Origin of the sequence: Natronobacillus azotifigens, from assembly GCF_026805325.1 — a bacterium.
In the GTDB taxonomy this organism is placed as follows: domain Bacteria; phylum Bacillota; class Bacilli; order Bacillales; family Amphibacillaceae; genus Natronobacillus; species Natronobacillus azotifigens.
Map to the genome: position 1 here is coordinate 14,362 of NZ_JAPRAT010000022.1, position 14,558 is coordinate 28,919.

17 protein-coding genes are annotated in these 14,558 nt (G+C 36.9%); 5 read left to right on the top strand and 12 right to left on the bottom strand.

Translation table 11 applies throughout. The annotated features are described in order from the left end of the window. The first annotated feature begins 76 nt into the window (after positions 1–76). A complete protein-coding gene (locus tag OWO01_RS11110) occupies positions 77–1,066 on the top strand; it encodes a Gfo/Idh/MocA family protein (RefSeq protein ID WP_268780535.1) in 990 nt (329 codons plus the stop codon). Positions 1,067–1,185: 119 nt separating this feature from the next. Here OWO01_RS11110 and OWO01_RS11115 read toward each other — a convergent pair whose 3' ends face one another. The 7 genes from OWO01_RS11115 to OWO01_RS11145 all read right to left on the bottom strand — a co-directional run bounded on the left by OWO01_RS11115 (position 1,186) and on the right by OWO01_RS11145 (position 7,754). Continuing rightward, a complete protein-coding gene (locus OWO01_RS11115; protein ID WP_268780536.1) occupies positions 1,186–1,734 on the bottom strand; it encodes a glutathione peroxidase in 549 nt (182 codons plus the stop codon). A 315-nt stretch (positions 1,735–2,049) separates the two neighbouring features. Next, a complete protein-coding gene (pfkA, locus tag OWO01_RS11120; protein ID WP_268780537.1) occupies positions 2,050–3,015 on the bottom strand; it encodes a 6-phosphofructokinase in 966 nt (321 codons plus the stop codon). A gap of 374 nt (positions 3,016–3,389) precedes the next feature. After that, entirely contained in the window at positions 3,390–5,033 is a 1,644-nt protein-coding gene (locus OWO01_RS11125; RefSeq protein WP_268780538.1) for a glycoside hydrolase family 43 protein, read from the bottom strand. 536 nt (positions 5,034–5,569) lie between these two features. Then, on the bottom strand, positions 5,570–6,427 hold the full coding sequence (locus OWO01_RS11130) for an SDR family oxidoreductase (protein ID WP_268780539.1): 858 nt from the start codon (positions 6,425–6,427) through the stop codon (positions 5,570–5,572). Between the two features lie 56 nt (positions 6,428–6,483). After that, the gene (locus OWO01_RS11135; protein ID WP_268780540.1) at positions 6,484–6,729 is read right to left on the bottom strand and encodes a hypothetical protein; all 246 of its coding nucleotides are present in this window, start codon (positions 6,727–6,729) and stop codon (positions 6,484–6,486) included. Positions 6,730–7,014: 285 nt separating this feature from the next. Beyond that, positions 7,015–7,299, bottom strand: coding sequence for a hypothetical protein (locus OWO01_RS11140; protein WP_268780541.1), 285 nt, complete (start codon positions 7,297–7,299; stop codon positions 7,015–7,017). 155 nt (positions 7,300–7,454) lie between these two features. After that, the gene (locus OWO01_RS11145) at positions 7,455–7,754 is read right to left on the bottom strand and encodes a hypothetical protein (protein WP_268780542.1); all 300 of its coding nucleotides are present in this window, start codon (positions 7,752–7,754) and stop codon (positions 7,455–7,457) included. A gap of 294 nt (positions 7,755–8,048) precedes the next feature. Here OWO01_RS11145 and OWO01_RS11150 point away from each other — a divergent pair, with 294 nt between their 5' ends. The 3 genes from OWO01_RS11150 to OWO01_RS11160 all read left to right on the top strand — a co-directional run bounded on the left by OWO01_RS11150 (position 8,049) and on the right by OWO01_RS11160 (position 11,027). After that, on the top strand, positions 8,049–8,585 hold the full coding sequence (locus tag OWO01_RS11150) for an Hsp20/alpha crystallin family protein (RefSeq protein ID WP_268780543.1): 537 nt from the start codon (positions 8,049–8,051) through the stop codon (positions 8,583–8,585). 184 nt (positions 8,586–8,769) lie between these two features. Beyond that, positions 8,770–9,924, top strand: a complete 1,155-nt coding sequence (locus OWO01_RS11155; protein WP_268780544.1) for an agmatinase family protein — start codon at positions 8,770–8,772, stop codon at positions 9,922–9,924. A gap of 263 nt (positions 9,925–10,187) precedes the next feature. After that, positions 10,188–11,027 (top strand): ATP-binding cassette domain-containing protein, encoded by an 840-nt coding sequence (locus tag OWO01_RS11160; protein WP_268780545.1) that lies wholly within the window; start codon positions 10,188–10,190, stop codon positions 11,025–11,027. On the opposite strand, the gene OWO01_RS11165 is transcribed toward OWO01_RS11160, so the two are convergent. From OWO01_RS11165 to OWO01_RS11180, 4 genes are all read right to left on the bottom strand, one after another. After that, positions 11,021–11,557, bottom strand: a complete 537-nt coding sequence (locus OWO01_RS11165) for a hypothetical protein (protein WP_268780546.1) — start codon at positions 11,555–11,557, stop codon at positions 11,021–11,023. The two genes, OWO01_RS11160 and OWO01_RS11165, sit on opposite strands and share 7 nt — an antisense overlap. Positions 11,558–11,561: 4 nt before the next feature. Beyond that, on the bottom strand, positions 11,562–11,774 hold the full coding sequence (locus tag OWO01_RS11170) for a hypothetical protein (protein ID WP_268780547.1): 213 nt from the start codon (positions 11,772–11,774) through the stop codon (positions 11,562–11,564). Positions 11,775–11,798: 24 nt separating this feature from the next. Then, positions 11,799–12,023, bottom strand: coding sequence for a spore germination protein (locus OWO01_RS11175; protein ID WP_268780548.1), 225 nt, complete (start codon positions 12,021–12,023; stop codon positions 11,799–11,801). A gap of 101 nt (positions 12,024–12,124) precedes the next feature. Next, a complete protein-coding gene (locus OWO01_RS11180) occupies positions 12,125–12,352 on the bottom strand; it encodes a hypothetical protein (protein WP_268780549.1) in 228 nt (75 codons plus the stop codon). A gap of 158 nt (positions 12,353–12,510) precedes the next feature. Between OWO01_RS11180 and OWO01_RS11185 the strand changes: the two genes are divergently transcribed. Then, on the top strand, positions 12,511–12,816 hold the full coding sequence (locus OWO01_RS11185) for a hypothetical protein (RefSeq protein WP_268780550.1): 306 nt from the start codon (positions 12,511–12,513) through the stop codon (positions 12,814–12,816). Between the two features lie 320 nt (positions 12,817–13,136). Here OWO01_RS11185 and OWO01_RS11190 read toward each other — a convergent pair whose 3' ends face one another. After that, on the bottom strand, positions 13,137–14,543 hold the full coding sequence (locus OWO01_RS11190; RefSeq protein ID WP_268780551.1) for a zf-HC2 domain-containing protein: 1,407 nt from the start codon (positions 14,541–14,543) through the stop codon (positions 13,137–13,139). Positions 14,544–14,558: the final 15 nt, after the last annotated feature.

Below are 14,558 nucleotides of genomic sequence, written 5' to 3' on the forward strand. Positions count from 1 at the left end.
AACAGTTCTAATGACACTTACCTTTCCTGTATGGTAAGATGAAAACGATATCAATAATAAAGGAGTGATCATTTTCATGACACAAGTACGTTGGGGAATCATGAGTACGGCTGGAATTGCTCAATTTGAATTAATTCCTGCTTTTCAACGCGCAACAAATGCAGAAGTAGTTGCTATTTCCAGTTTAAGCGGAAAAGCACAGGAAGTGGCCGAACAATTTCATATTGCTAAGGCCTATGACAGTTATACGGAAATGCTAAATGATTCAGAAATCGATGCAGTTTATATTCCCTTACCTAACCACTTACACAAAGAATGGGTAATAAAAGCAGCTGAACAAAAAAAGCATATTTTATGTGAAAAGCCCGCAGCGTTAACAGAGGCTGACATTAAGGATATGGAGCAAGCTTGTGCAGAGAACAATGTAATTTTTATGGAAGCATATATGTATCACTTCCACCCACAACATCACCGTGTCCGTGAATTGATTAAAGATAATGAAATTGGTGAAGTAAAATTGTTTAAAGGTAGCTTCTCCTTTCATTTAACCGATCGAAAGACTAATATTCGATTGGACAAGGATTTGGGTGGAGGAAGTTTGTATGATGTTGGTTGCTACAATATCCATGCCATGCGAAACATTCTACAAATGGAACCGATCGCTGTCACTACACACGCAAAAATTGATCCAGAATATCAAGTAGAAACGTCGTCTGTCACCTATTGCGAATTCGAAAAGGATATATCGGCCGTATTAGATAGTAGTTTTGATGTGGCTTGGCGTGATGAATATGAGGTAATTGGTACAGAAGGTAGAATCATTGTTCCTCATGCCTACCGTCCAGATCTTGGAGGAGGCGGTGGGGTAATTATTATTGATAAAGGAAACATTCGTAGAACAGAGACTGTCGTTACTGACCAGTATCGTGACCAAGTAGAGAATATCTCTTTCGCAATTATAAATAACACCGAGCCATTGATTGATTTTGATAATACTAGAAACAACACAAAAGTAATCGAAGCCTGTTTGCAATCCATCGAAACAGGTGGAAAAGTTTATTTGTAAAATTAAGAAGTTATATTTTGTAAGGGTCTGATGGTGACAATCGAACGCTTGTCACCATCAGACCCTACTGTTATACTAAAAAATCTTTTGCATCTATATTAAAGATAAAAAAATTACACCTATAATAATGCTTGAACATCCTTCTCAAATTCAAACGGCTCGTCCGTTGGTTCAAAACGTTTCACTACTTGTCCATCGCGATCAATTAGAAATTTTGTAAAATTCCACTTAATATCATCACCGATTACCCATTCCGGATAACGATCAGAAATTATTTTTTTCAATAACTTTCCATTCATGGTAGACTCATCAAAGCCTTGGAATGGCTGTTCTTTTTTCAAAAATTGAAAAATTGGATTTGCTCGTTTCCCATTAACATCAACTTTACTAAAAATCGGAAAATTCACTCCATAATTCAATTTACAAAATTCAGCTGCTTCTTCATTTGTTCCAGGTTCTTGTGCGTTAAACTGGTTACAAGGAAAGCCTAAAATCGTTAATCCATCGGCTTGATACTTATCATATAATTTCTGTAAGTCCTCAAACTGTGGTGTGAAATCACACTTACTTGCAGTATTCACCACTAACATGACGTTTCCTTTATAGTTATGTAACGATACTGGTTCCCCATTTGTTTTTAATGCTTCATAATCATAAATGTTTACCATAAAAATCATCTCCCCATTTAAATCGAACGTGTATACTTATTATACGGACATTCCATCCAAATAGAAAAGATAATGCTTACGCTACTTAATTTTAGAAATAGCTATATGCAAAAGTGAATCTTTAAGCATGGGGGCTTTTAAAGTATTGCCCCACTAATTGTAAGACTTCAAGCAAGACCTAAAGGCATTTGAACCCACGGGGTGCCACTAGTATCCGTTTCTCTTTCTTAACTTGATGTTTTGAAGAGGGAGTATTACGACTTTGTTCCAAAATCACGAAAAGTGTCCAGCCATTTCTATAGCTGAACACTTTTTTTAAATAAGATCATGAAAAATTTGATATAACTGACTGTCAATTGTATTTTTTGCAGCAAATATTTCTTCGAATGTATGATAAGTAATTTCATTCTTCTCCATACCTAGGGCCACACCAGAAATATCTTGTTTGATCAGATCAATAACTTTGTGCCCCATACGACTCGTAAAAATACGATCAAATGCTGTTGGGGTACCGCCACGTTGAATATGCCCCAACACAGTTGGTTTTGTATCCAAGTTCGTTAATTCTTTTATTTTTTTTGCTACTTCATCCGCTTTACCTGCACCTTCAGCAACTATAACGATGCTATGCGTTTTTCCACGATCAAACCCTGCTCTTAATTTCGCTGCAATTCCCTCAATATCAGCTTCTACCTCAGGAACAAGAATGGCGTCGACCCCACTTGAAATGCCTGCCTGTAATGCAATATCTCCACAAGACCTTCCCATTGCTTCGATTACACTTACTCGTTCATGACTACTCATTGTGTCACGAAGGTTACTTATCGCATTGGTTACCACATTAAGTGTTGTATCAAACCCAATCGTATAATCCGTTAACGGAATATCATTATCGATCGTGCCAGGCAAACCATATGTTTTAATTCCTTGTTGGTGTAAAACTTCTGCCCCTTTATAACTACCGTCCCCCCCAATGACAACTAAGTAGTCAATTCCTCTCTCAGCTAAATTAGCAATTGCTTTTTTTTGACCTTCTTTTGTTTTAAATTTTTCTGAACGAGCAGATTGCAAAAAAGTTCCTCCGCGATATAAGATATCACTTACTTCTTTTGACCCTAAAGGGATAAAATCATTATCCATCAAGCCTTTAAATCCTCTTTTCACACCTAACATTTCATAACCATTAGCAAGTCCAGTTCGAACAACTGCGCGAATCGCACTATTCATTCCTTGCGAATCTCCACCAGAAGTTAACACAGCTATTTTTTTCAATCGTATCATCCTTTCTTTCTGTATATATGTTCCCAACAACCTCTTTGTATAACCATCATATTTTTTTTATTATATCATACCTTAAGAACTTTACCATATATAAGAAAGTTATTTTTTGTACGTATAAGTTTAGCAGCAATAATAACGTAAACCTTCAATCGTTGAGGGTTTTAGGTGTTTCTCAATGATTGGCCTTAAAAAAATAAGCTAATACCCTTTTTTCCTTGGAAGAGAAACCATGAGTTACTCCCATTTAAACTCCAGATTTTCTTCTTGCTTTTAAGCAGAAATCCGGGATACATAAGATTAATTTGCAAGTCTTTAAACTAGGAAGAAAGATGTAAAAAATCCTGTCATGCTATGCGCACAACAGGATTAACCAGTTACTTATTTCCTTTTCTCTTAACTACTATTAAAACTATAGCTACTACAACGATGATTGCACTAATAATTACCCACAATAAGTAGGTTGTCTCTACCTCTGTTTCTTCTATTTCTGTTGTTGTACCTATTTGATCAGAATCTTTCTCCAAATCTTCATCATCTGAATCGTCAACGGCTGAACCTGCTCCATCAATCGTTTTACTTCCCCAGACAGTCATATTGTTATCTGCAATTCCTGCAAAAGTAATGCCAAACTCTCTTGTAGTAGGATTCCACTGATTTAATAACATTCCATCATAATCGGCTCCATCAATGGAAAGTGTTATACGGAATTCATCATAATGGTTCCATTTTCCGTTTGCAGATCCACTAAGTGTACCATCTTCATGAAGTTCAATAATTTCAGCTTCATTGATCTCTCCAGAAAACTCTAATCCATGATTTATAAATTTATATGTTCCGTACACATCTTCTTCAGCAATCGGTTCTACTTTTTCACCTGCATAACGATAAGGCGCAACAACAGGCCATCCGTTACTATTCATCACCATTTGATGAACACGAATCTCGTGAGCTTCTCCTCGGTAAGGAAATCTCGTATGGAAGAATAAGAATTGCTCCCCCTCTTCATTTGTGTACACCGAGTTATGACCAGGAGATACGTACCCTGTACCAAATCCATTACCAGGTTCATCGGAATAACGTCTGAACAAGAAATCACCCATTGTTTTCACACCATAAGGGGCAATTGCATCATCGTCAAACATCGAACCAGCAGGACCCCCAACATCCTCCATCAAGTTTCCTGCTGCATCATAAAATGGACCATCAGGGTTTTCCGAACGCATAACACGCATGTTGTAACCATGTCCTGCTCCCAATCCACCATAAGTCAAATGAAGATAGTAATAGCCTGTTTCTTCACTATATTGCATGTATGGACCTTCCATTCTTGCGTGATTCGCTCCAATTAGATGAGTACCATAACCTTCTTCGATTGGAAAACCCGTTATAGCATCTAATTCTAAAATAAAAATCCCACCAGAATAGGAACCGTACAACAACCAGAAATTCCCTTCCGCATCATAAAAAGCATGTGGATCAATGGCGTTCGGGTGAACAGTAGGGTTATAGACTTCCCCCTTATTCTCACTCTCTTGATCCCACATTCCTGATTTTAAGAAAATCCCTTGATCAACATACGGTCCTTCTATATCATCTGCGATTGCCAACCCCATGGCTGAACGAGGAGAAGTTCCTTCACATGCGTTATAATACATGAAAAACTGATCACCAACCTGAGTGACATCTGCTGCCCAAAGTGTGTCAGAATTCGCCCATTCCAACGCTTCTGACAACTCTTTTGTTACATCATCAAACAGAGGATTACTACTGTTCACACCATCAGCAACTCGTTCCCACTGCATCAGATCGGTCGACTTAGCTGCTGCTAAATGTGAACCAAACACATAGAATGTGTCGTCCACTTTAATTACAGATGGATCATGAACAGAACCTTCTCTAAACTCTGGTGCTTCCTTTACCCCAGCCTTAACATGTATATTGGTTAAGGAAAGATTAGCTAGCACCATGAAAAATGCTAGACTGATTAGCATTACTCGTTTCCTTCTAACTTTTTTCATAGAATCCCCTACCCTTTTACTTTATTTATGTATATATGTAATGATCACACACGCTATGTAACAGTGAGAAAACCTCTCTCAACTTATCCGTACCAATTATGAATTATACGTTAGTATTGTAAGCGTTTCAATTATTTTTTATAAATTAATGAAATTCATCAGAAAAAGATTCAATCAAAAAAATTCCGAAGACTCAATCACAAGAATAGATGAACAATAGTTTCTTGAATATTACGGTGTTAAGACCTTTTTCACTCACACTTTTTTAAATTACAAAAAGGATCACAAGAATTTTTTAATAAGTAAGGTAAACGGAACAAGAGGTAGTTTAATGAACATCATGACCGTACAAGATTTAGAAGTCTCTTTGGTCTCCAGTTATCATTACCCATTTTTTGGAGCTTGGAACTGGATATGGCTATATTATTTGTTGCAAAAAGTTTTCTAAAACTAAACGAATTTTATAATTACCTTATAGACAACAACAAAGCTGATCAAAAGTCTGACCAGCTTTGTTCAGCATCATTTATCTATTTCTAACCGTTTACTACAACTCCTCCATTTACATGTAGTACTTGTCCAGATACATAACTGGAGTCTTCGCTTGCTAAGTATACATATGCTGGAGCTAACTCATAAGGTTGACCTGGGCGTTTCATCGGGTTATCCGAACCGAATTCACTAACTTTTTTCGCATCAAAACTAGCTGGAATTAACGGTGTCCAAATAGGCCCTGGAGCCACCCCGTTAACTCGGATTTTCTTTTCTATTAGTGAACCTGCTAACGATCGAGTAAAAGAAGTAATAGCACCTTTGGTACTAGAATAGTCGATTAATGATGGATTACCTTGATATGCAGTGATCGAAGTACTATTAATGATTGTACTTCCTTCAGCGAGATGAGGAAGCACCGCTCTTGTCATATAAAAATAAGAAAAAATATTTGTTTTAAATGTTTTTTCCAGTTGCTCGTCGGTAATCTGCATAAAGTCATCCGTTGGATATTGAACAGCTGCATTGTTTACCAAAATATCTACTTTACTGAATTCATTCATAATTTGGTCAATGGCAGAATTACAAAAACTTGAGTCCCCAATATCACCACTAATCAACACACACCGTTGTCCTTCTGCTTCAACGAGTTGTTTCGTTTTTTCGGCATCATCATGCTCATCGAAGTAGATGATTGCAACATCTGCACCCTCTTTTGCATAATGAATACTCACCGATCTGCCAATACCACTGTCTCCACCAGTGATCACAGCGACCTTATCTTTTAACTTGTTGCTTCCTTGGTAATTTCCATTATCATAAACTGGTAATGGATTCATTGCTGATTCTAAACCTGGCTGCTTCTCTTGGTGTTGTTCAGGCTGAATTGCTTTTTTAGACATAATAGTAAAACTCCTTTTTCAGTTGTTTACCCTTTATTTACCCGAATCGAGAATTATTATGCATGACTGCAAACAGATCGTTTATCAACAATCATTAATCTTATCATTGTGTTGACACAAATTGTGTGGTAAATGATTTTTCTTCTCACTTTAATGATGTTTACGTGAGGGTGAGCATCAAAAAATACTCTAACTTCTTTAAGGCGAGTTTTTCGCCTAGGTTCAGGGCAGGAGATAACGCTAACCTCGTCAAGATTGCTGATCTCGCTTAGGTTGAGGGCAGAAAATGCACCTAACCTCATCGAAACGACCTCTTTCGCCTAGGTTAAACCCTAAAAAGAGCTACAACCTCGCCGAAACAAACACTTTCGCCTAGGTTAAACCCTAAAAAGAGCTGAAACCTCATCGAAACGACCTCTTTCGCCTAGGTTAAACCCTAAAAAGGGCTACAACAACGTCATCAAACGACTTCATACACCTAAATTTACTACCGAACAGTCTCACATATTGTTACTATAGATAATCTAGCTGTGCTAATTTTTTCTCATACAACAAAAAACACTTCACAAAATGTGAAGTGTTCTCGATTAACCTAGGATATAACCTTTATTAACTAAGATTGCACGGCTATGCTCATCTGCTGGTTCATAACCTGACTGTAGTAAGTCTTTTATGTAGATGCCATTGTAAATAAACCAGAAAACTACATTAGAGAAACCAAAAGTAACTGAACCAAGTAATAAGATAATTAATCCCCACTTCCAATCTCCACGGAAAAACGGTGGAAGAAAACCAAAGAAGAATACTGTCCAACTAAATCCAACCTTACATTCTCTAATCAATCCTGATTCATGTTTCAAACGTACTTTCACAAACATCTCCCTCTCTTATGATGAAAAAACAATGAAGAACGGTTATATTTTTGCACTAAAAAGACGATTGATGAATATTTTTTGTCGAAATAGAAATATTTTTGTCGAATAAAAGGATGCTCAGCAATTCGATAGTACCTTTATTTCTAAATCAGTTAATTTCTCTCCTTCAATGCGTCATAATATCCTGCCTGGGTTGGAACTTTGTGTGTCGTAACACAATTTTCAATAAATTCACGCAACCGCACGTTTTGTTGAAACATTTGTTCATTAACCTCGGTTAAGTGATGTATTTTACTATCCAATACCGGTGATTGCCTTATAGAGGTTGATGATAATTCCTCTTCATATTTAGTAACCCTTAATTCTAATTCACCTATTCGATTATGCAAAAATCCATCTGCTTTTTTGAGGGCTTCTATTTTCTTTTCCATTTCCATCAGTCTTTTTTCCATTAGACTCTCCCTTTCATCATCCTTTGTTAATCTATGAATTTATCTGCCATGATATGTTCCCCTTTTAGCAACAACTAAAATGAAGCTTTAGTCAGGTTGTTGAGACTTCACTCACTGGTTCATAGTTGAGCCAACCGAAATGCTAGCGTCCATTACTACCACTTTAACAACTTAATATCCTCGTTGTTTTGAAATGGTAGTCTTACGGATGGACGCTGTTTACAAATCACTCTTTTCATAAACTAGGCATAAATATAGGGATATACGCATCTATGTAAGGGGGAGGGTGTTTTTATGAATGATTATTGGCCAAAACAGTGGAATAAAGTCTTACCTAGTGTACTTGGTGAAGACTTTTTTTCAAGTTTTCAAGAAGCTTTTGAAAAAAATGAAGAGAATGAAGGAAACAATGAAATCGATGCAAACAATAATAATAATAATAATAATAATAATAATCAAAAAAATATCACCCTACAAAAAAATAATGAGCAGGTCTCCAGTATTATGGTTAATATCTATGAATCAAACAATGAGGTTTTATGTATCTTCAGACTTCCTGGCCTGAAATTAAAAGATGTAGATATTAGCATTTATGGTGTAACACTTGAGGTGAACGGGAAAGTTTACGTTGAAGAAACAGGATATCGACCAATACATCAAGAGATCTATGAAGGACCAGTCCATAGAAAAGTGACGCTTCCATTACCTGTCCGTGATGATAAAATCGATGCTTCTTATAATCACGGCTATTTAATCCTTAGACTACACAGACTTATTCAACCTGGGGATAAACCAAAAAACATTGTAATTAAAGATTTGGAAAATAAATAAGCAGAATTTAAACGTTCATTTAGTCTAGCTAACAATAATCCTTGAGTAATGTCCATTTATTGACTACAGAATAAATCGCTGACGTAAAATTGATATTATCGTCATAATCCGATCCCTCCTAAAATATAGATGAGTATTGATGTGTATTTTTACAGCATGAATAACTAGAAAGTGAGGTGTTGAAGTGGGTTTCTTTGACAATCACGGATTAAGTTTTAGACAAAAACAAGCATTAGAAAGTGACCGCGATACAGATTTATTCGGTATTGAACAAGCGTATAAAGAAGCAAAAATCCCGGAAATTGAATCAGAAAAAGAACTAGAACGCTCGCTTAAATACGGTTTAGAAGCTGCACCCTCTATTGGAGATCGCACAATTTCTACATTCACAAGAGAACCAAGACCTGCCCATGCAGGGATTCCAACCTTTTTACGAACACCATTTTTAGAAGATGTCCGCAGAGTTGGGGAATATGATGTAGCATTCATGGGGGTTCCTTTTGACATCGGCACGACTTATCGTGCAGGTGCTCGGTTTGGTCCAGAGGCAATGCGTCGAATTTCAAAACTGTATACGAGCTATAGTTATGAAAAAGGTGTAGATTTAAAAGAATCACTCAAAATGTGTGATATTGGTGACGTATTTACCATTGCCAATATTGAAAAAAGTTTTGACCAAATATTCAAAGCAGTTTCCCATGTGTTTTCTCAAGGAACATTACCGATAATGTTAGGTGGAGATCACGCAATCGGGTATCCCTGTTTACGCGGTATCGCAGAGCATGTAGATGGCAATGTGGGCATTATCCATATGGATCGCCATTTAGATTTACAAGAAAAAGATATGGATGAAAGAATGCATACAACACCATGGTTTCACGCGACCAATATTCCAAATGCCCCTCCTGAAAATCTTGTGCAAGTCGGGATTGGTGGATGGCAAGTCCCTCGTGAAGCAGTGAAAAATGTTCGTAAATTTAATACAACCGTTGTTACGATCGATGATATTGAACGACTTGGGATTGATAGAGTCGCTGATATTGCATTAGAAAAGGCTTGGAAAGGTGCAAAAGCAGTCTACCTAAGTGTTGATATTGATAGTTTTGATAGTGGATTTGTCCCAGGTACGGGCTGGCCAGAACCTGGTGGATTCCTTCCTCGTGAAGGGTTACAATTTGTAGATCGCGTTGCAAGGGAGGGTATTTGCGGGATGGAACTTGTAGAAGTTTCGCCACCTTACGACGTTAGTGACCAGACAGCCTTATTAGGAACACGTATCATTGCAGACGTATTAGCTGCAATGGTTGATGCAGGTAAGCTAGGAAAGAAATTTACTTAAGATGCTTTCTCGCTTCTTTCCGTATGACGAACGGTGCTAATATGTGGAAATGTTCGAATGAGTGAAGAAAAAATTGTAGTTGTTCGAAGATTTTTTTGCTTATGAACATCAACATACAGAGCTCTTGTTGGTTAAAAAGAGACGCTCTTTTTCGGCATAGTTACATGAGCAATTAGATAACAGCAAAGAAGGATATTTCTTAGGCTTGGCATTTTTCATATGTCAGGCCTCTATTTAGGAGGAAATAGGAGGAATTGCTGAACATGAATGCGATTGAATTGAACAATGTAACCTATACCTATCAAAATGGAATGGTAGCTTTACAAAACATTACACTAAAAGTTCCCATCGGTGCAAAAGTTGCTTTATTAGGACCCAACGGTGCGGGAAAATCCACCTTACTTCATCATATTAACGGATTGAAACTCCCCACTTCTGGATCTGTTTCGATAATGGGAGAAAAATTAACGAAAAAAAACTGTGCAGCGATTAGACAAAAGGTTGGATTAGTTTTTCAAGATCCAGACGATCAAGTAATTTCTAATACTGTTTTAGAAGATGTTGCATTTGGACCGCGTAATTTAAAAATGTCAGAAAAAACAGTTCAGGAAGTTTGTTCTGCAGCTCTAGGATCGGTAGGAATGCTTGAGCATAAAGATCGCGCACCTTATCAACTCAGCTATGGACAAAAAAAGCGTGTTGCTATTGCCGGAGTTCTTGCAATGCATCCGGATATCGTAATCCTTGACGAACCAATGGCTTCACTAGACCCTCTGGGACAAGATGAAATAGCGGGATTATTGCAAGGGTTGTACTATATGGGTAAGACAATTATCCTTTCCACACATGATGTGAATTTTGCCGCTTCTTGGGCCGATATGGTTATCCTACTAAAAGGTGGGGAGCTCTTAGCTGCAGGTAATACTGATTTATTAGTAGACGAGACACTAATACGAAAAGCAAACTTACACTTACCTATCGTATCGAGACTATTTAAATTGGTTCCAAACCTCGTTTCTGACGTTTTACCAAAAAATGAACAAGAAGCTGCACGTTTCCTGTTTCAATGGTCCCAAGACAAGGAGAGCAGGAATACCTACTGATTATTCCCACCCTCTTCATTATTGTTTTCTTGTTCTTCCCAATCCATCATGGATTCTTGATTATTCAGTTCCTCTGTATCAATATCATTAAAAGAGATAGAATCTTCATCAGCGAGAAGCTTTTTTAGATTTTCAGCATCACTCAATGTTGTTAAACCGACCAATAAATTTCCCGATAAATCCTGAACATTTAGATCTTGAATTTTGTAATTCACATTTTCAATCGTTATCGGATCGATACTTTTTAGCTCTTTTTTTATTTCTTGATACTCTTCTTTAATTTCACGATAATCTGCTTCCATTTTTGATACAATTTCAAACATCTTATTTAGCTGCTCTGTCATATTTACTGAATCCACAGGACTTATCATCTGCTCGTGAAAAGGCTCCCCTTGTTCTTCTTCGGTTGAAGCCTCATTTTGTTGTTCGGCACCTAGAAAAACTGGATTTTGCTGAAGATATGCTGAATAATGAGGGTAAAATCGATAATACGGGTAGTTGTAGTAATACTGTAACCATTTTTCGTTCATCATCTCACTCCTCTGTAGCTGTTGGAACGGAAGACATACTCGGAACCATTTCTAACAATTTGTCTTCATCTAATTCATTTTCTTCATAGTCAGATTTCGGAACTTGAATACTAGAAGATCTGTTTTCAGCAAAAAATACCTTTCCTACATTGATCGATCCTAATGCATTCATAGAATTAATCGTTATATTTCGAATATTTATTTGTAATTTCATCATATTTCAGCCTTTCTAACTACCAAGCTATATCTGCGACTGCGGCTGATCCAATACATCAGGATCATTCGCATAGTTCGCATTATTAAACTGCAAAGGACTCTCATTTGCATCGCCCGCATGAAAATAGCCAACATTCATTTTCACATTGGATTGATGTCCTCTGTGGATGACATTACCAAAATTCAACGATGAATTGTTATTTGCAGCATTGATACGGATTCCTAATATATTGTTGACATGCGATACCATATAGGTCCTCCTGTCTCCGAAAATCTATCGTTGCATAACTCTATATAAAAAGTATATACAAAACAAAATCAGACGTGAGGATTCTTCGCAAATTACGCTCGTTACACTTGTGCCTGTGGTGTATCGATAATATCTGGATCGTTGCTTACGTTCAAGTTATTAAATTGTAATGGACTGAAATTTGCATCCCCTGGTTGCCAGTAACCTACGTTCTGTTTTGCATTTGCCTGGTGACCCTTATGAAGTGTATTCCCATAACTGACAGAAGCATTATTGTTCAATGAGTTCATCCGCAACGCAAAAATATTGTTTACATGTGTTGGTAACATACATTCACCTCTTTACATGATTTAGATTATTATATTCGTTTAAAAGGATTAGCGTGACCAAACAACGGCTAGGAAAATTAATCATTTTTGATAGCAAAACCGGTCTGGTTTGAATATGGATAATAGGGAGATATTTTCACGATAAGGAGGGAAATAATTTGTATTATTATTTTTATCCAGTAATTCCTCAAGTATATCAAGGAGATTATGATGAAAGAAGTATTCATTTTGAACAAACACAGGCTAAAGCAGTCGCAGAAGTTTATAAAATGCAAGGTTATTCGAATATGCTACCATCTGTTTCTTCGAATATTGGAAACCAGTGTGCTTTTGTAGCTGACACACCTGTACAATACAACAAGCCAAACATACAACACTGGCCATCACAAGATGCTACGATAGAACATCCAGGTGGTTTTACGCACACATCCCCTAACAACAGTCAGCACACCCATGCTTATTAAGCAATTAACAATAACATGTATAAAGATAGAGTGAAAGGTCAATCAGTGGGGTATTTTGGGTATCTCCCACTGATTGTAGCTCTGAAAAAACGAACTCTATAGCAAAGTTTGAGTCACCTGCTTTTTGGGACTGCTTTGCTTGTCTTAAGCTGATTGCTGTTCGAATCAGATGCTTTTTCAGGCACATTTGCTTGCCTTGAGCATGCTGGTATCTCAATTTAGCATAGCGATAGCGGATCAAAAATGTTGCTCTCTTTACTCAAATTTGTTGAAGCTGAGTCTTATGAACTATTGGGAGGTGCTACTATTATTTTCAGCCATCAATCTGATAGGTTTAATTTTATTTTATCATCTAGGAATATCATATTATCATAACCATAAATTTCTAAGCTTTTTGGCGTAACAGTTTCATAGTTCTCGCTTGTCACTCTAATTTCCGTGTGTTCCGTAAACCAACGCGGTTGATCTAATTCATGCCAAATCTCATAAACGTCCTCGGCATCGTATACCTCACCATTTCTATCGACAATTTTACCTGATTGATCCCAATGAATCGTTGATATTTCCAATTCTTCAAATCTAATATCAAATTGCAACGATTCATAAGAACGATCTGGACTAAATTCTTCTGTTACCTCTACTATCGTTTCATTACCCTCATTCTTCCAATCAATTGTGATTTCAGTCCCTAAAAATTCAACAGTTTGTGTATTTCCCTCGGAATTCAAGTCAAAATTAGTTTGCTGAGAAGAGTATATATGAATAGAATTAAAATCAAGAAAGATTTGCTCTGGTATATCATTATACATTGGCTCAAAATGCAACTCATGATTGGATCCGTAATGAATAGCATAATTACTTTGGGTTCTTTCATAAATATGTTCACTCGTAGAGAGTGAAGAAAAATCCATATAGACATCTCCCAACCTGGATCCGTCATAGTTGTATACAAGAATCGTAGTAGTTGGCGCAATGACCATTTCATGAAAGACAAGTGATACTCCAGCTATTTCTACCTCTTCGTCCAACTCTTTCACAATCGATTTCTGTTTAATAAACGGAATCTCAAACTGCCATTCCCCTTCTACTCTTTCTTCATAGGTATGACTGTAATCAGGATTTCCATCCACTGAACTTTCTACGAGTTCGACAACATTCAGAATATCTAACTCTATTAGTCCTTCTTCGTTTACAAATGAAGAAGTATGAAGCACACCTGTCTGAATATACCCACTTTCTTCTGTATTATCATACGTAAAGGATAATGGGTCCATGAAAAAATCGTGATACGCTTCTTCATCATCGATGGTGACATTAATATCTACGTCATAACCTAATTGATATAGGGACTCTTTTGATAAATCCTCAATTTCATAGTGAATAACGGTTTGAATGTCATCTGCAATCAAGTCTGTAATAGTAATTTTAATGTCATTGTATACGGAACTTATATTTAAATTGCGACCTATAGCTGGTTCTGAAGCTCCTTCTCCATCTGACAAAATAAAGACTGCAACAGAAAAAAACAGAATAATGATTCCAGCCAAAATCCACGAGTTTTTATTTTTCTTAGCGTCTTTCGGTTGGTTTGTTTTTTTTATATAAGCTGATTCTTGCTTACACGTTGAACAAGTTTGGACATGTTCTTCAATAACTGCCTCTTCTTCAGGTGTTAGTTCCCCTTGATGGTAGGCTACTAAATATTCTCGGATATGTTCACATTCCACTACTTCATCTCCCAT